This is a genomic window from Roseivivax sediminis (genome assembly GCF_900112685.1).
GTDB lineage: Bacteria > Pseudomonadota > Alphaproteobacteria > Rhodobacterales > Rhodobacteraceae > Roseivivax > Roseivivax sediminis.
Genome location: NZ_FOMS01000009.1, coordinates 7,501 through 30,236, shown reverse-complemented (window position 1 = coordinate 30,236; position 22,736 = coordinate 7,501). Strand labels below are relative to the sequence as shown.

The 22,736-nt window shown below is 67.3% G+C and carries 20 protein-coding genes and 1 pseudogene (1 of these 21 running past the window's edge); 13 read left to right on the top strand and 8 right to left on the bottom strand.

What is annotated here, in order from left to right; translation table 11 throughout:
- Positions 1-397: 397 nt before the first annotated feature.
- The 3 genes and pseudogenes from aceE (at position 398) to lpdA (ending at position 6,194) form a co-directional block, all read left to right on the top strand.
- Entirely contained in the window at positions 398-3,052 is a 2,655-nt protein-coding gene (gene aceE / locus F3H57_RS14340; RefSeq protein ID WP_149756611.1) for a pyruvate dehydrogenase (acetyl-transferring), homodimeric type, read from the top strand.
- Between the two features lie 15 nt (positions 3,053-3,067).
- Positions 3,068-4,378: pseudogene (aceF, locus tag F3H57_RS14335) on the top strand (dihydrolipoyllysine-residue acetyltransferase); the annotation flags it as partial.
- A 10-nt stretch (positions 4,379-4,388) separates the two neighbouring features.
- A complete protein-coding gene (gene lpdA / locus F3H57_RS14330) occupies positions 4,389-6,194 on the top strand; it encodes a dihydrolipoyl dehydrogenase (protein ID WP_188129695.1) in 1,806 nt (601 codons plus the stop codon).
- Positions 6,195-6,384: 190 nt separating this feature from the next.
- Here the strand turns inward: lpdA and F3H57_RS14325 are convergent, their stop codons facing one another.
- From F3H57_RS14325 to F3H57_RS14315, 3 genes are all read right to left on the bottom strand, one after another.
- Positions 6,385-6,597 (bottom strand): antitoxin Xre/MbcA/ParS toxin-binding domain-containing protein, encoded by a 213-nt coding sequence (locus F3H57_RS14325; RefSeq protein ID WP_188129694.1) that lies wholly within the window; start codon positions 6,595-6,597, stop codon positions 6,385-6,387.
- A gap of 266 nt (positions 6,598-6,863) precedes the next feature.
- Positions 6,864-7,502, bottom strand: coding sequence for a ChrR family anti-sigma-E factor (locus F3H57_RS14320; RefSeq protein ID WP_149756607.1), 639 nt, complete (start codon positions 7,500-7,502; stop codon positions 6,864-6,866).
- 15 nt (positions 7,503-7,517) lie between these two features.
- Positions 7,518-8,087 (bottom strand): sigma-70 family RNA polymerase sigma factor, encoded by a 570-nt coding sequence (locus F3H57_RS14315; RefSeq protein ID WP_149756606.1) that lies wholly within the window; start codon positions 8,085-8,087, stop codon positions 7,518-7,520.
- A gap of 194 nt (positions 8,088-8,281) precedes the next feature.
- Here F3H57_RS14315 and F3H57_RS14310 point away from each other — a divergent pair, with 194 nt between their 5' ends.
- The 5 genes from F3H57_RS14310 to F3H57_RS14290 are packed head-to-tail and all read left to right on the top strand — an operon-like array spanning position 8,282 to position 12,862.
- Entirely contained in the window at positions 8,282-9,592 is a 1,311-nt protein-coding gene (locus F3H57_RS14310; RefSeq protein ID WP_149756605.1) for an NAD(P)/FAD-dependent oxidoreductase, read from the top strand.
- 4 nt (positions 9,593-9,596) lie between these two features.
- Positions 9,597-10,349 (top strand): DUF1365 domain-containing protein, encoded by a 753-nt coding sequence (locus F3H57_RS14305; protein ID WP_149756604.1) that lies wholly within the window; start codon positions 9,597-9,599, stop codon positions 10,347-10,349.
- Entirely contained in the window at positions 10,346-11,569 is a 1,224-nt protein-coding gene (locus F3H57_RS14300; RefSeq protein ID WP_149756603.1) for an MFS transporter, read from the top strand. The genes F3H57_RS14305 and F3H57_RS14300 overlap by 4 nt, the downstream gene beginning before the upstream one ends.
- A gap of 1 nt (position 11,570) precedes the next feature.
- The gene (locus tag F3H57_RS14295) at positions 11,571-12,134 is read left to right on the top strand and encodes a DUF3833 family protein (RefSeq protein WP_149756602.1); all 564 of its coding nucleotides are present in this window, start codon (positions 11,571-11,573) and stop codon (positions 12,132-12,134) included.
- Positions 12,131-12,862, top strand: coding sequence for an SDR family NAD(P)-dependent oxidoreductase (locus F3H57_RS14290; RefSeq protein WP_149756601.1), 732 nt, complete (start codon positions 12,131-12,133; stop codon positions 12,860-12,862). Before F3H57_RS14295 ends, F3H57_RS14290 begins: the two co-directional genes overlap by 4 nt.
- Here the strand turns inward: F3H57_RS14290 and F3H57_RS14285 are convergent.
- Complete coding sequence (locus F3H57_RS14285; protein ID WP_149756600.1) at positions 12,859-14,112, bottom strand: DNA polymerase IV; 1,254 nt, start codon at positions 14,110-14,112, stop codon at positions 12,859-12,861. The genes F3H57_RS14290 and F3H57_RS14285 overlap by 4 nt on opposite strands.
- Before the next feature lie 55 nt (positions 14,113-14,167).
- Here F3H57_RS14285 and F3H57_RS14280 point away from each other — a divergent pair, with 55 nt between their 5' ends.
- On the top strand, positions 14,168-14,581 hold the full coding sequence (locus F3H57_RS14280) for an NUDIX hydrolase (protein ID WP_149756599.1): 414 nt from the start codon (positions 14,168-14,170) through the stop codon (positions 14,579-14,581).
- 105 nt (positions 14,582-14,686) lie between these two features.
- On the opposite strand, the gene F3H57_RS14275 is transcribed toward F3H57_RS14280, so the two are convergent.
- Complete coding sequence (locus F3H57_RS14275) at positions 14,687-14,995, bottom strand: hypothetical protein (RefSeq protein ID WP_149756598.1); 309 nt, start codon at positions 14,993-14,995, stop codon at positions 14,687-14,689.
- 128 nt (positions 14,996-15,123) lie between these two features.
- Positions 15,124-15,777, bottom strand: a complete 654-nt coding sequence (locus F3H57_RS14270) for an orotidine 5'-phosphate decarboxylase / HUMPS family protein (RefSeq protein WP_149756597.1) — start codon at positions 15,775-15,777, stop codon at positions 15,124-15,126.
- Between the two features lie 132 nt (positions 15,778-15,909).
- On the opposite strand from F3H57_RS14270, the gene F3H57_RS14265 reads away from it, so the two are divergent.
- Both F3H57_RS14265 and clpB read left to right on the top strand, forming a co-directional pair.
- The gene (locus tag F3H57_RS14265) at positions 15,910-17,058 is read left to right on the top strand and encodes a hypothetical protein (protein ID WP_149756596.1); all 1,149 of its coding nucleotides are present in this window, start codon (positions 15,910-15,912) and stop codon (positions 17,056-17,058) included.
- A gap of 251 nt (positions 17,059-17,309) precedes the next feature.
- Positions 17,310-19,925 (top strand): ATP-dependent chaperone ClpB, encoded by a 2,616-nt coding sequence (gene clpB, locus F3H57_RS14260; RefSeq protein ID WP_149756595.1) that lies wholly within the window; start codon positions 17,310-17,312, stop codon positions 19,923-19,925.
- Between the two features lie 300 nt (positions 19,926-20,225).
- Here clpB and F3H57_RS14255 read toward each other — a convergent pair whose 3' ends face one another.
- On the bottom strand, positions 20,226-20,714 hold the full coding sequence (locus F3H57_RS14255) for a fasciclin domain-containing protein (RefSeq protein ID WP_149756594.1): 489 nt from the start codon (positions 20,712-20,714) through the stop codon (positions 20,226-20,228).
- 103 nt (positions 20,715-20,817) lie between these two features.
- A complete protein-coding gene (locus F3H57_RS14250) occupies positions 20,818-21,309 on the bottom strand; it encodes a fasciclin domain-containing protein (protein ID WP_149756593.1) in 492 nt (163 codons plus the stop codon).
- Positions 21,310-21,607: 298 nt separating this feature from the next.
- Here F3H57_RS14250 and msrP point away from each other — a divergent pair, with 298 nt between their 5' ends.
- Positions 21,608-22,513, top strand: a complete 906-nt coding sequence (msrP, locus tag F3H57_RS14245) for a protein-methionine-sulfoxide reductase catalytic subunit MsrP (protein ID WP_149756592.1) — start codon at positions 21,608-21,610, stop codon at positions 22,511-22,513.
- Positions 22,513-22,736: the beginning of a protein-methionine-sulfoxide reductase heme-binding subunit MsrQ gene (gene msrQ, locus F3H57_RS14240; protein ID WP_149756591.1), read on the top strand. 376 nt of this gene lie beyond the right edge of the window; the window shows 224 of its 600 coding nt (coding positions 1-224); the start codon lies at positions 22,513-22,515; its stop codon lies off the right edge, out of view. The genes msrP and msrQ overlap by 1 nt, the downstream gene beginning before the upstream one ends.

The window sequence follows — 22,736 nt, the reverse complement described above, 5'->3', positions numbered from 1 at the left end:
GGCGTCCCTGCGCCACGCCGGGGATTTCCTCTTTCCATTCTCTGCCTATGTCGTCCAACCTGAGGCGGAACCGGTGGCCCACGCGGCCGCGCCAGGCCGGTTTTGCAGGAGGCGCCGGTTGGTGCGCGCTCGTGCGACGCGGGAGGAGGAACATGGCAGACGTCTTGCGGGATGACGAAATTTGTTCATCGTTGAACTATAGGGCATGCGGCTTACGCATGCCGGTTATTCGTGCACCTGCCTGTTTCGTCCACGCGGAGCCTGATACCGCAGCGTCATCGCGCGGCGGGGGAGCCGTTCGGGTCGTTCCAGACCTAGAGAGCGACGACGAGTGGAAATTGGTTCAGCGTTGAACAAGTCTGGGCGCGCCGCGCCGCGATCAAGGGAAGAGGGCCCCATGAAGGATACGCCAAACGACATCGACCCGGTCGAATCGCAGGAATGGCAGGAGGCCGTCGAGGACGTCATCCTGCGCGACGGTCCCGACCGCGCGCACTTCCTGCTCGACAAGGCCGTGCAGCAGGCCCGCGCCGCAGGTGCGATGCTGCCGTTCTCGGCCACGACGCCGTACCAGAACACGATCTCGCCCGACGACGAGGTCGACATGCCCGGCGACCGCGAAGCCGAATGGCGGATCCGCACGATCAACCGCTGGAACGCGATGGCGACCGTGGTACGCGCCAACAAGTCGAGCGAGGGCATCGGCGGGCACATCGCGTCCTTCGCGTCGTCCGCGGCGCTCTACGATGTCGGGCTCAACCACTTCTGGCGCACAAAGTCCGCGATGCACGGTGGCGACCTGGTGTTCTTCCAGGGCCACGTGATCCCCGGCATCTACGCGCGGTCCTTCATGGAAGGGCGGATGTCCGAAGAGGATCTCGCCGGGTTCCGGCAGGAGGTCGGCGGCAACGGCCTGTCGTCCTACCCGCACCCGTGGCTGATGCCCGATTACTGGCAATTCCCGACGGTCTCGATGGGCCTCGGGCCGATGATGGCGGTCTATCAGGCGCGCTTCATGAAATACATGGAGAACCGCGGCCTGATCGAGAAGTCCGACCGCAAGGTCTGGGCCTTCCTCGGCGACGGCGAGATGGACGAGCCGGAATCGCTCGGTGCCATTTCCATCGCGGCGCGCGAGGGGCTCGACAACCTGATTTTCGTCATCAACTGCAACCTCCAGCGACTCGACGGGCCGGTGCGCGGCAACGGCAAGATCGTGCAGGAACTCGAGGGCTCGTTCCGCGGCGCAGGCTGGGACGTGATCAAGCTGCTGTGGGGCCGCGGCTGGGACGGGCTTCTGGAGCGTGACACCTCCGGCAAGCTGCGCCAGTTGATGGACGAGACCATCGACGGCGACTACCAGACCTTCAAGGCCAAGGACGGCGCCTATATCCGCGAACATTTCTTCGGCAAGTACCCCGAGACCGCGGAGCTGGTGAAGGACTGGAGCGACGAGGACATCTGGGCGCTGCGCCGCGGCGGCCACGACATCAAGAAGGTCTACAACGCCTATCTGCGCGCCACCCGGGCCGAGGGGCAGCCGACCTGCATCCTCGTCAAGACGGTGAAGGGCTACGGCATGGGCTCGGCCGGCGAAGGCCAGAACATCGCCCACCAGTCCAAGAAGATGCAGACCGATCAGCTCAAGCAGATGCGCGACCGCTTCCGCATCCCGATCGAGGACGAGGACCTCGACAAGGTGCCGTTCGTCACGCTGAACAACGCGCACAAGAGCTACCTGACGGAGCGCCGCAAGGAGCTGGGCGGTTCCTTCCCGCAGCGCTTCTCGGACGCGCCGAAGCTGGAGATCCCCGGCCTCGACAAGTTCAAGAAGGAGCTGCAGTCGTCGGGCGACCGCGAATTTTCGTCCACCATGGCGTTCGTGCGCATCCTCACAACGCTTCTGCGCGACAAGCAGATCGGCAAGCACGTTGTGCCCATCGTACCGGACGAAAGCCGCACCTTCGGCATGGAGGGGCTGTTCCGCTCCGTCGGCATCTACAACCCGCTGGGGCAGAACTACACGCCCCAGGATGCCGACCAGATGATGTACTACAAGGAGTCCAAGGACGGCCAGGTCCTGCAGGAGGGCATCAACGAGGCCGGCTCCATGTCGGACTGGATCGCGGCGGCGACGTCGTATTCCACGCACGGCGTGCCGATGATCCCGTTCTACATCTTCTATTCGATGTTCGGCTTCCAGCGGGTCGGCGATTTCGCCTGGGCTGCCGGCGACAGCCGCGCGCGCGGCTTCCTTCTGGGCGGCACCGCGGGCCGCACGACGCTGAACGGCGAGGGCCTGCAGCACGAGGACGGCCACAGCCACATCATGGCCGGCACCGTGCCGAATTGCATGAGCTACGATCCGACCTTCTCTTACGAGGTGGCGGTGATCGTTCAGGACGGCATGCGCCGGATGTACCAGGACCAGGAGGACGTCTACTACTACATCACCCTGATGAACGAGAACTACGCCCATCCCGAGATGCCCCCCGGCGCCGAGGAAGGGATCATCAAGGGGATGCACCGGATCCAGAAGGCATCGCGCCCCGGCAAGAAGCACGTCAACCTGATGGGGTCGGGCACGATCCTGATCCAGGTGATGCGCGCCGCCGAGATGCTGAAGGAGGATTTCGGCGTCTCGTCCGACATCTGGTCGGCGACTTCGTTCAACGAACTGGGCCGGGACGGGCAGGACGCGCTGCGCCACAACCGCCTCAACCCGTTCGCGGAGGAGCGCGTGCCCTACGTCACCCAGTGCCTCGAGAAGGCCAAGGGCCCGGTGATCGCCGCGACCGACTACATCAAGGCCTATGCCGACCAGATCCGCGCCTTCGTGCCGCAGCGCTACACCGTGCTCGGCACCGATGGCTACGGCCGGTCGGACAGCCGCGAGAACCTGCGGCGCTTCTTCGAGGTGGATGCCAACCATGTTGCCGCGGCGGCGATGGTTGACCTCTACCGAGACGGCGCGGTGTCCCAGAAGGACGTCGAGGCCGCCCTGAAGAAATACGACATCGACGGCGGCAAGCCGAACCCGCGCCTGAGCTGAGCCGGACCCGAGGGAGAGAGACATTCCATGACGACTGAAGTGAAAGTGCCCGACATCGGCGATTTCGACGATGTTCCGGTGATCTCGGTTCTGGTGAGCGTGGGCGACACCATCGCCGAGGAAGATCCGCTTATCGAGCTGGAATCCGACAAGGCGACGATGGAGGTCCCGTCGAGCCATGCCGGAAAGGTGGCCGAGATCAAGGTCTCCGAGGGCGACAAGGTGTCCAAGGGCTCGGTGATCCTGCTGGTCGAGGCGGCGGATGACGAGTCCGGCGGCGATGAAGGCGGCGGCGGTGCGGAGTCCGCACCGAAGGAGGCCAAGGAAGAGCAGCCCCAGAAGGACGAGACCAAGCAGCAGGAGACGCCGAAAGAGCCGGCCCAGCCCGCGAAGGCGGTGACCGATGCCGGCTTCTCGCGCGTCCACGCCTCGCCGTCGGTGCGGGCCTATGCGCGTCGGGTCGACGTCGATCTGTCCACAGTGAACGGATCGGGCCGCAAGGGCCGTATCCTGCGCGAGGACGTGGAAAAGGCGCTGAAGGCGCAGGCCGGCGCCGGAGCGCCCGCCGCGGACGCGGCGCAGGGCGGCATGGGAATCCCCCCGATCCCGCCGGTCGACTTCTCCAAGTTCGGCCCCGTCGAAGACGTGGAGATGAGCCGGATCAAGAAGCTCTCCGGCCCGGCTCTGCACCGCTCGTGGCTGAACATCCCGCACGTGACGAACAACGAAGAGGCGGACATCACCGACCTCGACAAGTACCGCAAGGAGCTCGACACCGAAGCGAAGGAAGAAGGCTACCGCGTCACGCTCCTGTCCTTCGTCATCAAGGCGTGCGTCTCCGCGCTCAAGAAGCACTGGGAGTTCAACTCGTCGATCCACCCCGATGGCGACAAGCTGATCCGCAAGCATTTCTACCATATCGGGTTTGCCGCGGACACGCCGAACGGGCTGATGGTGCCGGTCCTCAAGGATGCCGACCGCAAGGGGATCGTCGAGATATCAAAGGAGCTCGGGGAGCTGTCGAAAGCCGCGCGCGACGGCAAGCTGAAATCGGCGGACATGCAGGGCGCGACCTTCACCATCTCGTCGCTCGGCGGGATCGGGGGGACCGACTTCACCCCCATCGTGAACGCGCCCGAGGTGGCGATCCTCGGACTCTCGCGATCGAAGATGGCGCCCGTCTGGGACGGCGAGCAGTTCGTGCCGCGCAACATGCTGCCGCTGTCGCTGAGCTACGATCACCGGGCGATTGACGGCGCGCTGGCCGCGCGGTTCAACGCGCATCTGAAATACCTGCTGGCCGATCCGCGCCGGCTGATGCTGTGAGGTGACGAAGATGGACGTCAAAGTCCCCGATATCGGCGATTTCAGCGAGGTGCCTGTCATCTCCGTGCTGGTGAGCGTCGGCGACACGGTCGAGAAGGAAGATCCGCTGATCGAGCTTGAATCGGACAAGGCGACCATGGAGGTCCCCTCGTCCGAGGCCGGCAAGATCACCGAGATCCGCGTCAAGGAAGGCGACAAGGTCACCGAGGGCGACGTGATCCTCGTGCTCGAGGGCGCGGACGGCAGCGGCGACGACGAAGACGAGAAGGACGCCGAGAAGGCCGAGGAGCCCAAGGGCCAGGGCGGTCAGCAGGCCGGCGGCTACGGCGACCGCGGCTCGGACAGGGAAGGCGCGCCCGAGAAGGTCGAAGCCTCGGGCAGCGACAGCGGCGAAGGCGATGTCCACGCGGAGGTTGTCGTGCTCGGCTCCGGCCCCGGCGGCTATTCGGCGGCGTTCCGGGCCGCCGACCTCGGCAAGAAAGTGGTTCTGATCGAGCGGTATCCCACGCTCGGGGGCGTGTGCCTCAACGTCGGCTGCATCCCGTCGAAGGCGCTTCTGCACGTCGCCAAGGTCATCACCGAGGCCGAGGAGATGAACGCGCACGGGGTCAGCTTCGGCAAGCCGAAGATCGACCTTGATGAGCTGCGCGAGTTCAAGGACAGCGTCGTCGGCAAGCTGACCGGCGGGCTCGACGGGCTGGCCAAGGGACGCAAGGTGCAGGTCGTGCACGGCTTCGGCAAGTTTACCGGACCGAACATGATCGCGGTCGAGGGCGATGACGGCACCACCAAGGTCAGCTTCGACCAGTGCATCATCGCCGCTGGGTCCGAGCCGGTGGAACTGCCGTTCATCCCGCATGACGATGATCGCGTGGTGGACAGCACCGGCGCGCTGGAGCTTCAGGACATCCCCAAGCGGATGCTGGTGCTCGGCGGCGGGATCATCGGGCTGGAAATGGCCTGCGTCTACGATGCGCTCGGCTCAAAGATCACGGTCGTCGAATTGATGGACCAGATCATTCCGGGCGCGGACAAGGATCTCGTCAAACCGCTGATGCAGCGCATCAAGGGTCGCTACGAGAACATCTTCCTCAAGACCAAGGTCACGGGGATGGAGGCGCTCAAGAAGGGGCTGAAGGTCACCTTCGAGGACGAGAAGGGCGAAAGCTTCACCGACACCTTCGACAAGGTGCTGGTCGCCGTGGGCCGCAAGCCCAATGGCAAGATCATCGACGCGGACAAGGCCGGGGTGGCGGTGGACGAACGCGGCTTCATCGCGGTGGACGAATTCCAGCGCACGGGCCAGAGCCACATCTTCGCCATCGGCGACGTCGTCGGCCAGCCGATGCTGGCGCACAAGGCGGTGCACGAAGGCAAGGTCGCGGCCGAGGTCGCCGCGGGCGAAAAGCGCGCCTTCGATGCACGCGTGATCCCGTCGGTCGCCTATACCGACCCGGAGGTCGCCTGGTGCGGCCTGACGGAGACGCAGGCGAAGGAGCGCGGCATCAAGGTCGAGAAGGGGGTCTTCCCCTGGGCGGCCTCGGGCCGGTCGCTGTCGAATGGCCGGTCGGAGGGCATGACCAAGCTGCTGTTCGATCCCGAGGACGACCGCGTCGTGGGCGCGGCCATCGTCGGCACGTCGGCGGGCGACCTTATCTCGGAGGCGGCACTGGCGATCGAGATGGGCGCGGACGCGGTCGACCTCGGCCACACGATCCACCCGCACCCGACGCTGTCCGAGACGGTGAACTTCGCGGCGGAGATGTTCGAAGGCACGATCACCGATCTGATGCCGCCGAAGAAAAAGAAGTCCTGACTGAGACGAAAACCGGAGGCTCGAAGCCCCCGCGCGGATCTCCGTGCGGGGGCTTTGCCTTCGCGGTGTCGGGCCTAGCGATGTCCGGTTGAGCGCGCGCGCCGACGCGCGATCTCCCCGCGCGTCACAACCGCGCGATGGATGGGGGGCTCGTGTAGAGTCTCGCGATCCTGGGTGAGTCGGGCCGCCGTCAGGCGGCGGCCACTGTGGTCGTGCCCATGCTGGTCACCAGCACTGTCACACGCATCATGTTCAGATGGTCCCCGTCCAGCACTTCGGCCGGTTTCTGCCAGCCGAGGACTGGATTGGGCGTGTGCAGAAACTCACGCGCCCGGTCGCTTCCTACCTTGGCTTCGAGCAGTTCGACCAGTTTGCGACGGCTTTCGGTGCAGTTCGTGCGCACGGCGCCCTCCTTCTTTGATTCTTCCCCTGGTCCCACCTAAAAGTTGTACGAGGGCGTGGTGTTGCTGTCACGCCGCGCGGCAGCGAAATTATTGCCTCCAAATGTCGAAATCGTTTGTAATCTTACGAAAAAATCTGAATCGAGAACCGCAACGCATTGAACGCAAAGGTGTTGACGAAATTTCGCCTACACGCTTATGGCGACTAAATATTTCGCAGTGACATATTTGCATCCCAGGACCCGGGCGCCCGCGCCGCGCCCCCGGTTCAGATCCCCACGAACCGTTGCGCAAGCCGCGGCAGCCAGCCCTTGAATCGCAGGGGCGCGTCGGTGACCGCAAGGCAGATGCAGTCCGCGGAAATGTCGGCAACGGGCATGTGGTCGTCCGCCTCGGTCGCGACCTCGATGTCGCCACGGGCATAGGTGCCGCCCGCATCCGAGAAGGCGCCCTGCAGGACCAGCGTAAGCTCCGTCCCGTTGTGCCCGTGATCGGGCATCGCCGTCCCGGCGGGGATGTGGAATAGCCGTGCGGTGGCCTCCCCGGTGGTGGCGATCACGGCCTGCCGGACACCCATGCCAACCGGCCGCCAGGATACGGCCTCGAGCGACTCCCCCACATAGCCCGCAAGCGGTGCCGGCAGCGCCCCGGCGGAGCCGGACTGGCGGCGTGGCTCCGGCGTCTCGGTGCGGATGCGGGCGAGAGTCCGGGTCAGGCAGCCGTCCGAGAGATCCGCGGAATCGCTGCGGTCCAGAAGCGCGCCGCCCACCGCGTCGTAGCCGCCATAGGCCGCGCGGCAGGTGTCGCAGAGCGAGATATGCGTGGCGATCGCCAGCTCCATCGCCTCCGGCAGGGTGCCAGCGGCGTAGGCCATCAGAAGCGCTTCGGTCGGGTGATGTCGGATCATCGTCGTTACGTCCGTTCAAGACATGGCATGGCGCAGGCGGTCCAGCGCCAGGCGGATGCGGGACTTGATCGTGCCGAGCGGCAGGCCGGTTTGCGCGGCGATCTCCCGGTGGCTGAGATCGCCGAAATAGGCCTTTTCGATCAGGTCACGCTGTTTCTCGGGTAGGCTGCCGAGAGCGGCGCCGAGGCGCGCGCTCTCCTGCTGGAGGCCGACGATATCGGCCGCTTCGGCCGGCTGGTCGGGCCCCCAGGGCAGATCCTCGGGTTCGGGGCGCGCGGCGGTCTTCCGGGCAAGGTCGATGCGCCGGTTGCGGGCGATGGTGAAGATCCAGGTCGACACGCTGGCGCGCGCGGGGTCGAAGAGATGCGCCTTGCGCCAGACCGTCGACATGGAATCCTGCACGATTTCCTCGGCGGTGGCCGGATCGCAGCCGCGCCGCATCAGGAACGCCTTCAGCCGCGGCGCGAAGTGTTCGAAGATGGCGACGAAGGCCGCTTCCGAGCGGTTGTCGCGGATCTCGGCCAGCCGGGCCACCCAGTAGGCCGGATCGGCCTTGGGATCCGGGGCTCTTTCGGCGGGCCTCATGCGCGGCGCCGCCGGCGGCGGGGCCGTCGGCATCTCGGACTCGAACTCCTGGGCAAGGCGGGCATTGCGCAACATAACCGGGTTACGTGGCGGGGCCGAAGCCGGATCACTTGAAAGTATATCTGAACCAAAGTCATCCGCGTGTCCGTGGGTTTCGTACCATCCCACAAACGCTGTGACGGAGACCTGCCCGCATGCCCTTCGAACGCCTGTCCGCCGCGCCCCGGAAGATCGCCGTGATCGGCGGAGGAATTTCCGGGCTCGGCGCGGCGCATTACCTGGCCGACGACCACCGCGTGACGCTGTTCGAGGCGGAGCCGCGACTGGGCGGGCATGCGCGCACCGTCGTCGCCGGCAAGCGCGGCGACCAGCCGGTCGATACCGGGTTCATCGTTTTCAACTACGCCAACTATCCGTTGCTTGCCGATCTCTTCGCGCGGCTCGACGTGCCCGTGGTGCCGTCGAACATGAGCTTCGGCGCGAGCCTGCGCGGCGGGACGCTGGAATACGGACTGGCCGGGATGCGGGCAGTCTTCGCCCAGCCGGCCAACGCGCTGCGGCCCGGCTACCTGCGGATGCTGCGCGATATCGGGCGCTTCAACGCAAGGGCGATCGCGGCCTCGGCCGCCGATGACACGCAGAGCCTCGGGGATTTCCTCGAGACGCTCGGCACGGGGCCATGGTTCCGCGACTATTACCTCCTGCCGCTGTCGGGGGCGATCTGGTCGACGCCGACGCAGAAGATCCTCGACTTCCCGGCACAGGCTCTGGTGCGGTTCTTCGAGAACCACGCGCTGCTCAACTATTCCGGCCAGCACCAATGGTACACGGTAGACGGCGGATCGGCCGAATATGTCCGGCGGCTGGCGGACGAGTTGCGCCGGCAGGGGGCCGATCTGCGCACCGGGGCCCCGGTCGCCGGCGTGCGGCGCGATGCCAACGGCGCAGAGGTGCGCTGCCCCGGCGGTGAGTGGGAGCGCTTCGACGATGTGGTGTTCGCCACGCATTCCGACGACAGCCTGGCCATGCTGTCCGACGCGACGGGGCAGGAGCGGCGCATTCTCGGCGCCGTCGCCTACCAGCCCAACCGCGTGGTACTGCACCGCGACCCGCGCATGATGCCCAAGCGCCGCGTCTGCTGGTCGTCGTGGAACTACACCGAAGACCGTGTTCGGGCGATGAACACGATCGACCTGACCTACTGGATGAACTCGCTCCAGCCGATCCCGATGGACGATCCGCTGTTCGTGACGCTCAATTCGACGCGCGAGATCCGCGACGAGCTGATCTGCGACGAGACCGTGCTGCGCCACCCGGTCTACGACCTCGGCGCGCTCGAGGCGCAGGCGGCGATGCGGGCGCGGAACGGCACGCACAACACCTGGTTCTGCGGCGCGTGGATGAAGAACGGGTTCCACGAGGACGGACTGTCGAGCGCCTGGGACGTGGCGGGCGCGATCAAGGCGCGCGCCGGGCTCGTGGCCGGTGCGGTGGCGGCGGAGTGAGCGCATGGAAGCGGTCGAACACATTGCAGGTCATACGTGGCACGGCCGAAAGGGCGCGGTAAAGAACGCCTTTCGCTATTCCATCGACTACGTGCTCGTCGATGCGGAGGCCGACCAGCGCGCCCCGCGCCTGTTCTCGCGCGGTCGCGCCAACGTCGCTGCCTTGCACGACCGCGATCATGGCGGCTCGCCGGGACAGGGGCGCGGCGCGGCCTGGGCGCGCGAGGTCCTGGCAAGGCACCAGGTGCGCGCCGAGGGCCGTCTGTTGCTGCTCGCGCAGCCGCGCCTACTGGGGCACGTGTTCAACCCGGTGAGCTTCTGGCTTGCCCATGACGCCGCGGACCGGCTGGTCGCGGTGATCGCCGAGGTCACCAACACCTTCGGAGAGCGGCATTCCTACCTCTGCCGCAAGCCGGAGGGCGGGCAGATCGGGCCGGACGACGTGCTGAGCGCGCAGAAGGTCTTCTACGTCTCGCCGTTCCAGCCCGTGACGGGCGGCTACCGATTCCGCTTCGACATCGCGGAGGACCGGGTGGGCATCCGGATCGACTACGACCGCGATGGCGGCGGGTTGATCGCCACGCTGACAGGGCGGCGGCAGCGGCTGACCTCTGCCGGGATCCTGCGGGCGCTGCTGCACCGGCCGTTCGGGTCGCGCCGGGTGCTTGCGCTCATCTTCTGGCAGGCGCTGAAGCTGCGGCTGAAGGGCGCCCGTTATCGCACCCGACCGGCGCCGCCAACGCGCGACATCACGTGACGGCCCCGTTCCTGCCGGGTTACGCGGCCTTCGCGGCGGTGCTTTCGGCAGCGGGCCTGCCGATATACATCCACGCGCCCAAGGTCTATGCGGAGGAATACGGCGTCAGCCTCGGCGCGATGGGCGGGGTGCTGTTCGCTCTGCGGCTTCTGGATCTCGTGCAGGACCCCGCGCTCGGCCGTCTGGCCGAGCTGTTGCGGCGGTATCAAGGAGCTTCCGTCGTCCTCGGCGCCGCCGTGATGGCACTCGGGATGCTCGGGCTTTTCGTCGTGGCGCCGCCGATCCCGGCGATCTGGTGGTTTGCGCTGACGCTGACCTGCGTGTTCTCGGCGTTCAGCTTTCTGACGATCACCTTCTATGCCAACGGCATCGGCACCGCGACGATGCTCGGGTCCGGCGGGCATATCGGCCTCGCGCGCTGGCGCGAGACAGGCGCGCTTCTGGGGGTGTGCATCGCCTCGGTCCTGCCCAATGCGTTGTCCGCCGCGGGGCTGCCGGGCTTTGCGGGGTTCGCGCTGCTCTTCGCGCTCGCCGTGGCGCTAGCGGTTTGGTGGATGCGCGGTGAGTGGGGCCGCGCGGCGACGGTGCCGAGCGGCGGGTTCGGCCCGGTCCTGCGCGACGGCGTGGCACTGCGGCTTCTGCTCGTGGCGCTTGCGAACGCCGCGCCGGTTGCCGTGTCGTCGACCCTGTTCCTGTTCTTCGTGGAAAGCCGGCTGGACGCGCCGGGGTGGGAAGGGCCTCTCCTGATGGTGTTCTTCCTGTCGGCCGCGGGGGCGGCGCCGCTCTGGGGGCGAATCGCGGAGGCACGTGGCGCCAAGCGTACGCTCCTTGCTGCGATGGCGCTGGCGATCGCCTCCTTCGGTTTCGCGCTGACGCTCGGTTCGGGCGACACTTTGCCCTTCGCGATCATCTGCGTGGCGAGCGGCGCGGCGGTGGGCGCTGACCTGACGCTGCTGCCGGCGATGTTCGCCCGACGCATGGCCGAGGTTGCGCCGGCCGGGTCCGAGGGGTTCGCACTTTGGTCGTTTGTACAAAAGGTTACGCTGGCCTTCGCGGCCATAGCGCTACTTCCCGTATTGGAAGCGTCGGGCTTCGAGGCCGGCGGCGAGAGCCCGGACCGGGCGCTCTGGACGCTCAGTCTGCTCTACGCCGGCGTGCCCTGCGCCCTGAAGCTCGCGGCCATGGTCCTGTTGGCCGCGACCCCGATCGAGGAGAGATGACATGGCCTTGCTGACCGGTGTGCTCGCAGGGATGCTTGTGGTCGCCTGTTTCGTGCTGGCGCGCGATCGGTTGGCGTCCTTCGCGGCGCAACGGCCAAAGGATTACATCGACGCCGAGCCTGCCTTCGATCTGCGCCATCACCTTTCGGGAGCGATCCTCTGCGAGGGCGTGATCTACGGCCCGCTCGGCCGGGTGGCGTCGCGGTTCGTGGGCGATTTCGATGTCACCTGGGATGGCGAGACTGGGGTGATGCACGAACGCTTCACCTATGACAGCGGCGAGATCCATGAGCGCGCGTGGCACCTGACCCTTCACGAGGGCGGCCGGATCGAAGCGGAGGCGGAGGACGTCATCGGCACCGGCCGCGGCCAGCAATCGGGCCCGAGCGTGATGCTGCGCTACCGGCTGCGGCTTGAGCCGGAGGCCGGGGGTCATGTCCTCGACGCGATCGACTGGATGTACCTGGCGCCGAACGGGACCATCGTGAACCGTTCGCAGTTCCGCAAGTTCGGCCTCAAGGTGGCGGAGCTGGTCGCGACCATGCGCCGGAAGGAGGCGACATGAGCGACTGGCAGGGCAAACGGTACTGGCTGATCGGGGCGAGCGACGGGCTTGGCGCAGCACTGGCACGGAAGATGAGCCGGGCGCGAGCCTCGCTCGTCCTCTCTGCGCGGTCCGAGGACAAGCTGCACGATCTCGCCGGCAAGCTGGAGGGCCCCGCCGACGTGGTGCCCATCGACGTGAGCGATGCGGAGTCGGTGCGCGCGGCAACGGAGGCGGTGGGCGAGATCGACGGCGTGGTCTTCCTCGCCGGGGTCTACTGGCCCTTCGGCGCGGACGAGTGGGACGCCGAGAAGGCCAACATGATGGCCGACGTGAACTTCACCGGCGCGATGCGCTGCATGGGGGAGATCGTGCCGCGCTTCGTCGCGCGCGACCGCGGGCACATCGTGCTGACCGGATCGCTCACCGGGTATCGGGGGTTGCCGGGGTCGGTCGCATATACCGCGTCGAAGGCGGGCGTGATGGCGATGGCCGAATGCATGTATTGCGACCTGCGGCAGACGGGAGTGCAGGTGCAGCTCGTCTCGCCGGGGTTCATCCGTACGCGGCTGACCGAGAAGAACGACTTCAAGATGCCGCAGATCATGGCGCCCGAGAAGGCGGCCGGCATCGTCCTTCAACACATGGGAAGCCGCCGGTTCCAGCGCGCCTTTCCGCGCCCGTTCTCCTGGGCGCTCAGGGGTGGGCAGTTCCTGCCCGAGTCGCTCTACTACCGGATCTTCGGCTAGCGCAGCGCCCGGCCCTTGAGGATCGCGTCGGGGCCGAAGCGCGCGCGGATGCGGTCGGTGGCGCGCTCCGCCTCGCTGCGCCGGGCGGCATCGGGGTCGAGGAGGTCGGGCATGCGGTCGGCGGCCTCCGCCCCGCAGAGGTCCGACAGTCCGACTCCGAGCAGCCGGTAGGCGCGCCCCGTGCCGACCGCGTCCATAAGCTGCCGTGCCTCGCGATAGATCCGGTCGGCGATCTGCGTCGGCTCGCGCAGCGCATGACGGCGGGTGATGAGCGAAAAATCAGCGCGCTTGAGCTTCAGCACCACCACGCGCCCGGCGAGCCCCTTGGCCTTGGCCCGGTCCGCCACCTTCTCGGCCATGCGCCAGAGGTGACCATCGAGGATATCGGCGTCGGCTGTGTCCTCGTTGAACGTGGTCTCGTTGGAGATCGACTTGACCGGCGAATGGGCCGACACCCGGCGGTGATCCTCGCCGCGGGCGAGGTGCCACAGCCGCGTGCCCATGGACCCGAAGCGCGCCGTCAGGTCGCGGATATCCCACCGCGCGAGGTCGTCGAAGGTGCGGATGCCGGCTCGGTCGAGGCTGTCCTGCCCCGCCTCGCCCACGCCCCAGATCATCCGCACCGGCTTGTCGCGCAGGAAATCACGCGTCTCGGCGGCCCCGATCACCGAAAAGCCGTGCGGCTTGTCGAGGTCGGAGGCGATCTTGGCCAGGAACTTGTTGTGCGACAAACCGATGGAGCCGGTGATCCCGAGCTCCTCCCGCATCCGCCGCACGAGGCGTGCGAGCATCACCGCCGGTGGTGCCCCGTGCAGACGTGCGGTGCCGGTGAGATCGAGGAATGCCTCGTCGAGCGACAGCGGCTCAACCGCCGGGGTCAGATCCTCCATCATCGCTCGGATCCGGCGGCTGATCTCCGCGTAAAGCTGCATGCGCGGCTTGATGATCACTGCGTCCGGGCAGAGGGCGAGCGCCTTGAACATCGGCATCGCCGAGCGCACGCCGCGAATCCGGGCGACATAGCAGGCGGTCGACACGACGCCACGCCGCCCGCCGCCGATGATCACCGGCTTGTCCGCAAGCTCGGGGTTGTCGCGCTTCTCCACGGAGGCATAGAAGGCATCGCAATCCATGTGCGCGATTGAGAGATCCCAAAGCTCGCCATGCGCGATCACCCGCGGGCTGCGGCAGGACGGGCAGCGCGGACCGGCATCGAAGCTGGTCAGGCAATCGCGGCAAAGGGCGGGCATCGGGGACCTCCCGGTCGTTCTACCCGCAAGATAGACGCGAGGGGGCGACGGCACCATGACCGAAGAGGCCTTCATCGGCGCCAAGCTGATCCTGTTCCTGGGCGCGCGGCTGGTGGTCATCCGCCGCGACGACCGCCCGGACATTCCCTGGCCCGGCTATCTCGACCTACCGGGAGGGGGCCGCGAAGGGGCTGAGACGCCCGAAACCTGCGCGCTGCGCGAGACCGCCGAGGAACTGGGTCTCGACGTGGATCGAGGTGAGATCGTCTGGAGTGCGGAATGGGTATCGGAGCGGGGGCGGACATGGTCCTTCGCCGCCCATTTGCCAGCGCGGCGCGTCGCGGACATCCGGATGGGCGACGAGGGTACGGGCTGGATGCTGCTCACACCGGCGATGTTCCTGGCGCGAGACGATGTGGTCCCACATTTCCAGGATTACCTGCGGCGGTATCGGCGTGAAAGGTCTTGATCCGGGGGCGAGTTAGGTGCCGGGACCGGCGGAAAACGCCGGCCCCGGCGGCAAGGGTCTCCGGGACAGGAAAAGACCCTCAGGGGAACATGATCGGAACGCTGCTCAGGCGGCTCGGTTCCCGAAAAGCTGACCGAAAAGTTTCTGTATTGGATGCGCCGCGTGCTGTGCGATGTCGGGATCGACGCCCTCGGGGACGATCTGCGAACGCAGGCTGTCGGGTTGCTCCAGAGACCGGATGGCGGCGCGACGCAGGCCGGTTACGGCCTCGTGGAATCCGGTGTCGAGCGGCGCTTCGAAATCGCTGGGGATGCGGACGGGGCCACGGTCGGTCTCGACGGTTACGAGCGCCTCGAACGAGGCTGTAGCGGGATTGTAACGGACGTCTCCGATATCGCTGTCGAGATCTTGCATGTGATGCCTCTTGGAGTCATTCGTGCACTGCTTCGATGACATCACAACGAAGATCGCGGCTTTGCGTTCCGAACCGTGGCGGCAAACCGCCGAACGCGCCATTTCGGCTTGCCCCGCGTCGGCTGCCCTCACCCAAGTTCCGCGGCCAGCGCCCGCATCGCGACAGCCGGTTCGGCAGAGGCGGTAATGGTGCGCCCGATGACGATGTGATCGGCCCCCTGGGTTACCGCCTCGGCGGGGCGTCCTTCCTCCTCGGTGCGGACGGCGATCACCAGTCGGCCGACCGCTACTCCGAGCGGCCGCACGGCCGACACGTGATCCGCCGCGACCACCACGCCATCGGCCCCCGCCGCCAAGGCGCGTTCGCAGCGCGCCGCGACCTCCGCGGCCTCCCCGCCGGCCTCGTCGCGTTGCGTCAAAAGTTCCAGCCGTGCCGGGGCGATCGCGGTGGCCAGGACGGACGTGGCTGTGCCGCGGCTTGCCCGAACGGCGGCGCGCACGACATCCGGGTCGGCCGCGACCGACAGATAATCTATTTCGAATTGCGTCAGTCCGTGGACCGCTTCGGCCACCTCTTCCGCCATCCCGCCGAGCGTCATGTCGAGGAAGACGCGCTTGCCGTGTGCCTGTTTGAGCTCGTTGGCGAGCGCGAGGCCGCCGCCGGTCAGCATCCCCAGGCCGATCCGGTAGAACTCGATGTCCTCGCCCAGCCGCTCGGCGATCGTCAGCCCGGTGAGTGCTTCGCGGACATCGAGCGAGACGATCAGTTTCTGCGTCAGCATGATGTGCCGCCTCTCTGCATGGGCTTGCGTTTCCAGTTGCGATACATTCCGCCGTGTGTATGTGACGACCGCGGAACGGAGTCTAGATCTCATCGTTGAATAACAAATGTGTGTAGCTGCCCGGAGCATTCAATGACAGACGAATCCAATACGCCCCAGTCCAGCGCCAAGGGCGAGGCGGCGCCGAAGCCGTCCAGCGTCGCGCCGATCACGCTCGGTGCTGCCGTGGTGGTGGCGCTGGCCATCGCGATCACCCTCAACCTTGCGGATGGCGGCGATTCCGAGACGGCGGCCGAAACCTCGGCCTCCGACGACATGCAGATCTCCCAAGCCGACACGTCCGAGGGTTCTACGGAAGAGGCACCCGGCGAAGGTTCGGGCTCCGAAGGTGAGCAGGCCGACAGCGCGGGTAGCGAGGACGCGGCCGGCGAGGGCGAGCAAACCGGGTCGGGCGGCGACTCCGAAGATGCCGCGGAAGCGGAGGAAGGCACGTCCTCCGGCGGCGAAGCCGCGGAGTCCGGCAGCGACGCGGAAGGCGAACAGGCTGGTGGTGCCGAGGCTGAGGATGCGGCCGAAGGCGGTGCCCAGGAACAGGCTCAGTCCGAAGACGGCTCCGGCGATCAGGCAACTGCCGAGGGTGGCGAATCCGACCAAGCGGAAGACGGCTCGGCTGATCAAGCGGCTGCTGCCGGCGGCGGGTCCGGTCAGGCCGAAGGCGGCTCGGGTGATCAGGCCGCGGCCGAGGGTGGCGAATCCGGTCAGGCCGAAGGCGGCTCGGATGATCAGGCGGCTTCCGAAGGTGGCGAATCCGACCAAGCGGAAGATGGCTCGGCTGATCAAGCGGCTGCTGCCGGCGGCGGGTCCGGCCAGGCCGATGGCGGCTCCGGCGATCAACCCGCTTCCGAGGGCGGTCAATCCGACCAGGCCGAAGGGTCGGGTGGTGCCGCTGCTGACGGCGATAGCCAGCAATCCGGCGACCAGAGCGAACAGTCGCAACCGGCCGAGGCTGGTGGATCCGGCGAAGAAGGTGAGCAGGATGACAGTGCGCAGGCTTCTGGTGGTGAGCAGGCTGCTGGTGGTGAGCAGGCTGCGAATGACAGCGCAATGAGCCAGGAAGATCGTCGCGCACTGTCCGAAGCGGCGACGCAGGCCATGGAAGCGGCCGATACCGCAGCCCAGGCCGCCGATGAAGCGGCCGCTCGCGCGGACGAGGCCGCCCAGGCCGCAGCGCAGGCCTTCGAGCGGCTGCGCGAGGCGAGCGAGGCGATCGCCAACGACTGACGGGCGGCCGGCCCGCCGGTGCCTTCAGGACCGCGCCCGCCCCGGGTGCGGTCCTTTTTGTTAGCTCTGTTGGCGTGGTCGGGCCGGGTGGGCAGGGCGTGGCCGCAGCCCCGCGGATCGACCATTTTCCCCTGTGGCAATCTTGCATCGCCCCGCGACGTACCCATCTGTGATGCGAGGCTTCGAAAGAGCGCGTGCCGCACAGCCGGGCGTGCCGGGACCGGAGCGCTTCAACAGAAGGAGACGACCCCATGAACTTGGAAAAGTTCACGGAACGCGCGCGCGGGTTCATCCAGGCGGCGCAGACCATCGCGATGCGGGAGAGCCACCAGAAGCTCACCCCCGAGCATATCCTCAAGGCCCTGCTCGACGACGAGGAAGGCCTCGCGTCCAATCTCATCACCCGGTCGGGCGGCGCCCCGGAGCGTGTGGTGCAGGCGCTCGACCTCAAGCTTGCCAAGATCCCGAAGGTGTCGGGCGATGCGGGGCAGGTCTACCTCGACAGTGCCACGGGCCGCGTCCTCGACGAGGCTGAGAAGATCGCCAAGAAGGCCGGCGACAGCTTCGTGCCGGTGGAGCGGATGCTCACCGCGCTCGCCGTCGTGCGCAGCCCGGCGAAAGAGGCGCTGGAGGCCGGCGCCGTGACGGCGCAGGGGCTGAACGGCGCGATCAACGACATCCGCAAGGGCCGCACCGCCGACAGCGCCAATGCCGAGGAAGGCTATGACGCGCTGAAGAAATACGCGCTGGACCTGACCGAGCGCGCCGAAGAGGGCAAGATCGACCCGATCATCGGCCGCGACGACGAGATCCGCCGCGCCATGCAGGTGCTGTCTCGTCGTACCAAGAACAACCCCGTGCTGATCGGTGAGCCTGGCGTCGGCAAGACCGCCATCGCCGAGGGTCTCGCCCTGCGGATCGTCAACGGCGATGTTCCCGAAAGCTTGCAGAACAAGCGTCTGCTGGCGCTCGACATGGGCGCGCTGATCGCCGGTGCGAAGTACCGCGGCGAGTTCGAGGAACGGCTGAAGGCGATCCTGAAGGAAATCGAGGCCGCGGCCGGTGAGATCATCCTCTTCATCGACGAGATGCACACTCTGGTCGGGGCCGGCAAGGCGGACGGCGCGATGGACGCCTCCAACCTGCTGAAACCGGCGCTCGCGCGCGGGGAGCTTCACTGCGTCGGCGCCACCACGCTCGACGAGTACCGCAAGCACGTGGAAAAGGACGCGGCACTGGCCCGGCGCTTCCAGCCGGTGATGGTGAGCGAGCCCACGGTGGAGGACACCGTGTCGATCCTGCGCGGCATCAAGGAGAAGTACGAGCTGCACCACGGCGTGCGGATCTCCGACAGCGCGCTGGTGTCGGCGGCGCAGCTGTCGCACCGCTACATCACCGACCGGTTCCTGCCTGACAAGGCGATCGACCTCGTGGACGAGGCCGCCTCGCGCCTGCGCATGGAGGTGGATTCCAAGCCCGAGGAGCTCGACGCGCTCGACCGGCAGATCCTGCAGATGCAGATCGAGCAGGAGGCCCTGCGCAAGGAGGACGATGCCGCCTCGGTCGACCGGCTGGAGAAGCTGGAGCGCGAACTGGCGGAGTTGCAGGAGCGTGCCTCCGAGATGACCGCCAAGTGGCAGGCCGAGCGTGACAAGCTGGCCTCCGCCCGTGAGCTCAAGGAGCAGCTCGACCGGGCGCGCGCCGACCTGGAGATCGCCAAGCGCAACAGCGATTACGGCCGCGCGGGCGAATTGCAGTACGGCACGATCCCGGAGCTGGAAAAGGCGCTCGGCGAGGCCGAGGAGGCCGAAGGCGACGTCATGGTCGAGGAGGCCGTGCGCCCCGAGCAGATCGCGCAGGTCGTGGAACGCTGGACCGGCATCCCGACCTCCAAGATGCTGGAGGGCGAGCGCGAGAAGCTCCTGCGCATGGAGGACGGGCTGCACAAGCGCGTCATCGGTCAGGACCAGGCGGTCAAGGCCGTTGCCAACGCCGTGCGCCGGGCGCGCGCGGGCCTCAACGACGAGAACCGGCCGCTGGGGTCGTTCCTCTTCCTCGGGCCCACGGGTGTCGGCAAGACCGAGCTGACCAAGGCCGTCGCGGAGTTCCTCTTCGACGATGACAGCGCGATGGTGCGCCTCGACATGTCGGAGTTCATGGAAAAGCATTCGGTCGCACGGCTGATCGGGGCGCCTCCGGGCTATGTCGGCTATGACGAGGGCGGCGTGCTGACCGAGGCGGTGCGGCGCCGGCCCTACCAGGTGGTGCTGTTCGACGAGGTCGAGAAGGCGCATCCGGACGTGTTCAACGTGCTCCTGCAGGTGCTCGATGACGGGGTGCTGACCGACGGGCAGGGCCGCACTGTCGACTTCAAGCAGACGCTGATCGTGCTGACGTCGAACCTCGGCTCGCAGGCGTTGTCGCGGCTGCCCGAGGGCGCCGACCCGGGCGAGGCCAAGCGCGACGTGATGGAGGCGGTGCGGGCGCATTTCCGGCCCGAATTCCTCAACCGCCTCGACGAGACGGTCATCTTCGACCGGCTGAAGCGCGAGGACATGTCGGGCATCGTCGATATCCAGATGGCGCGGCTGCTGAAGCGGCTGGCGGCCAAGAAGATCACGCTGGAACTCGACGACGGCGCGCGCGCCTGGCTCGCGGACGAAGGCTACGACCCGGTCTTCGGGGCGCGGCCGCTCAAGCGGGTGATCCAGCGCGCGTTGCAGGATCCGCTGGCGGAGATGTTGCTGGCGGGCGACGTGGCCGACGGCGAGACCGTGCCGGTCCATGCCGGGCCCGACGGGTTGGTGATCGGAGACCGCGTGGCCACCTCGAACCGGCCGCGGCCGGACGACGCGGTGGTGCACTGAAACATCGCGGGGGGCGGCGGCCGTTGGTCGCCGCCTTCGCGCCGTGCTGGCCTATGCGTTCCTGGCGACGGGCGGGAGTGGGGGCCAGCCCCCACACCCCCGGAGTATTTGTCGGCCCAAAGAAGCAGGGGCGCGTTCGATGGATGATTGGCGACAGGAACGGCGCGGGGATCGCCTTTCTTGGGTCTGAGCCGGGAGGCGATGGCGGCGGCGCGACGCGTTACCGGCGCCGATCCGTGGGGTGAAGCCCGACAGGATAGCATATTCTGCAGCGGGCACTCGGGGGACATCGATTGGACGCTAGACGCCGTAAGGTGGCCGCAGGACCCGGTCGATCGTGTGGATGACGCCGTTCGAGGCAGAGATCTCGGCGCGGCCGACATTGGCGTTGGCTGCCCGCAAGCCCGGTCCGGTGCCGTCGATGCCGAGCGTCGTGCCCGCCAGGGTCGGCAGCGCGTGTCGGCGACCCGTGAGCGCGAAGGCGGAATATTCGCCAGGCACGATGTGGTGGGCCAGCAACCGGCGCAGGGTGTCACGCATCGCCGGCCGCGTAAGACGGTCCAGTCTGCGGCGGCCGAGCGCGTCGAAGGCCGCGAGTTTCGGCGCGAACACGGTGTAGGGACCGTCCGAGCGCAGCGTCCCGCCGAGGCCGGCGGCGATAAGCGCGTCGCAGAACGTGATGAACTGCGCCCGCGCGCCCAGCGTCGCGGCAAGATCGAGCCGCGTCGTGGCGGCGGCCGGTGTGCCGAGGCCGGCGGCGGCGAGCGACAGGAAGCGGCGGCGGTCCATGGCATGTCCTCCGAGCGGTGGCCTCTCGGAAGATAGCGCGGCACCGCCGGCCGGACAGTCGGAACGGCGCGCCGCCCATCAAGGGGCGGCGCGCCGGTGCGCGTTAGGGCATCAGGACCGAGTCGATCACGTGGATCACGCCGTTCGAGGCCTCGATGTCGGCCTGGGTCACGGTCGCGTCGCCCACCATCACGGTGTCGCCGTCGATGGAGACGGTCACGCTGGAGCCTTCCACGGTCTCGGCTTCCATGCCGTCCTCGAGGTCCGAGGACATGACCGCGCCGGGCACCACATGATAGGTGAGGATCGAGGTCAGCTGATCCTGGTTCTCTTCCATCAGCAATTCGTCAACGGTGCCTTCGGGAAGCGCTTCGAAGGCTTCGTCGGTCGGGGCGAAGACGGTGAAGGGGCCCTCTCCGGTCAGCGTCTCCACGAGGCCCGCGGATTCGGCGGCGGCGAGCAGCGTCTCGAAGTCGCCGGCCTCCTGGGCGGTCTCGACGATGTTCATGTCCTGCGCGACGGCGCTGGTGGCGCCGAGGCCGGCCCCTGCCAAGACGGTTGCCGCGGTCAGGCTCAGGTAGGTTCTGCGGAACATTACGTATCTCCTCCGGTTTGCAAAGCAGGATGCCGCTATCGGCATCATTCCCGGTACGCGCCCCCCGTCCCCCGGGTTCAGAATCAAATCGCTCGTGACGTGCATTGACGCCGTGCCAGTCGCCGCTAAGCCACGGCTTCCGCGCGCGTCGACCAACATCTTCGTGACGGGGCGTTGCCGCGACGTGATCGACGCGGGCGCGAATGTTGCAGCGGGCATACCGGAATGTGACCCGGTGTTGCTTGGCTCGACGTCCTGCTCCGGACATGCTGGGATCCAGACCCGATGGAGAGACACCATGGCCCGACGCTGGACATCCGACCTGAGCCCGCGCGACGTCACGCCCGAACGCGCGTTCCTGAACCGTCGGCAGATCCTGGGCGGGCTCGCTGCCGCGGGCGCCGTCACGCTTTCCTCCCCGCGCGCGCGTGCGCAGGAGGCTCTGGAGCCCAACAGCTGGGAGGAGATCACCTCCTACAACAACTTCTACGAATTCGGCACGGGCAAGGACGATCCCGCCCGATATGCCGGGCAGATGGCCACGTCGCCCTGGACGGTGGCCATAAACGGTCTGGTGGATCGTCCGGGCGAGTATGCCTTCAAGGACATCATGGCCCGGATGGAGATCGAGGAGCGAATCTACCGGTTCCGCTGCGTGGAGGCGTGGTCGATGGTCGTGCCCTGGACCGGGTTCGAACTGGCGGACCTTCTGGACATGGCCGGCATACAGGAGCGCGCGACCCATGTGGCCTTCGAGACGCTGCTGCGCCCCGAGGAGATGCCGGGCGTCGCGCGCCCGGTGCTCGACTGGCCGTATGTGGAAGGTCTGCGGCTCGACGAGGCGATGCATCCGCTCACGCTCATGGCCACGGGGATCTATGGGCGTGACATTCCCAATCAGAACGGCGCACCCCTGCGGCTGGTGGTGCCGTGGAAATACGGCTTCAAGTCGATCAAGTCTGTGGTGCGGATCACGCTGACCGACAGCGAGCCGCCGACCTCGTGGAATGTCGCCAATTCGCGCGAATACGGGTTCTACTCGAACGTGAACCCGGATGTGGACCATCCGCGCTGGTCGCAGGCGACCGAGCGCGAGATCGGTGGCGGGCTGTTCTCGCCCCGCAAGCCGACGCTGATGTTCAACGGCTACGAGGACGAGGTCGCATCCCTCTACGAAGGCATGGACCTGTCGGTGCACTTCTGATGACGGGCCGGCTCAATGACGCGTTGCGCCGTGTGCCGGTCTGGCCGCTCTATATCGCCGGAGCGGTGCCGCCGCTCTGGTGGCTGTGGCTCGGCCTGACCGGTGGCCTGGGGGTGGAGCCGATCGAGGCGCTGGAGCACCGTCTGGGAGAACTGGCGCTGCAGGTCCTGATCGCCGGGCTCTGCGTGACGCCCCTGCGCCGCCACCTGGGCGTGAACCTGAT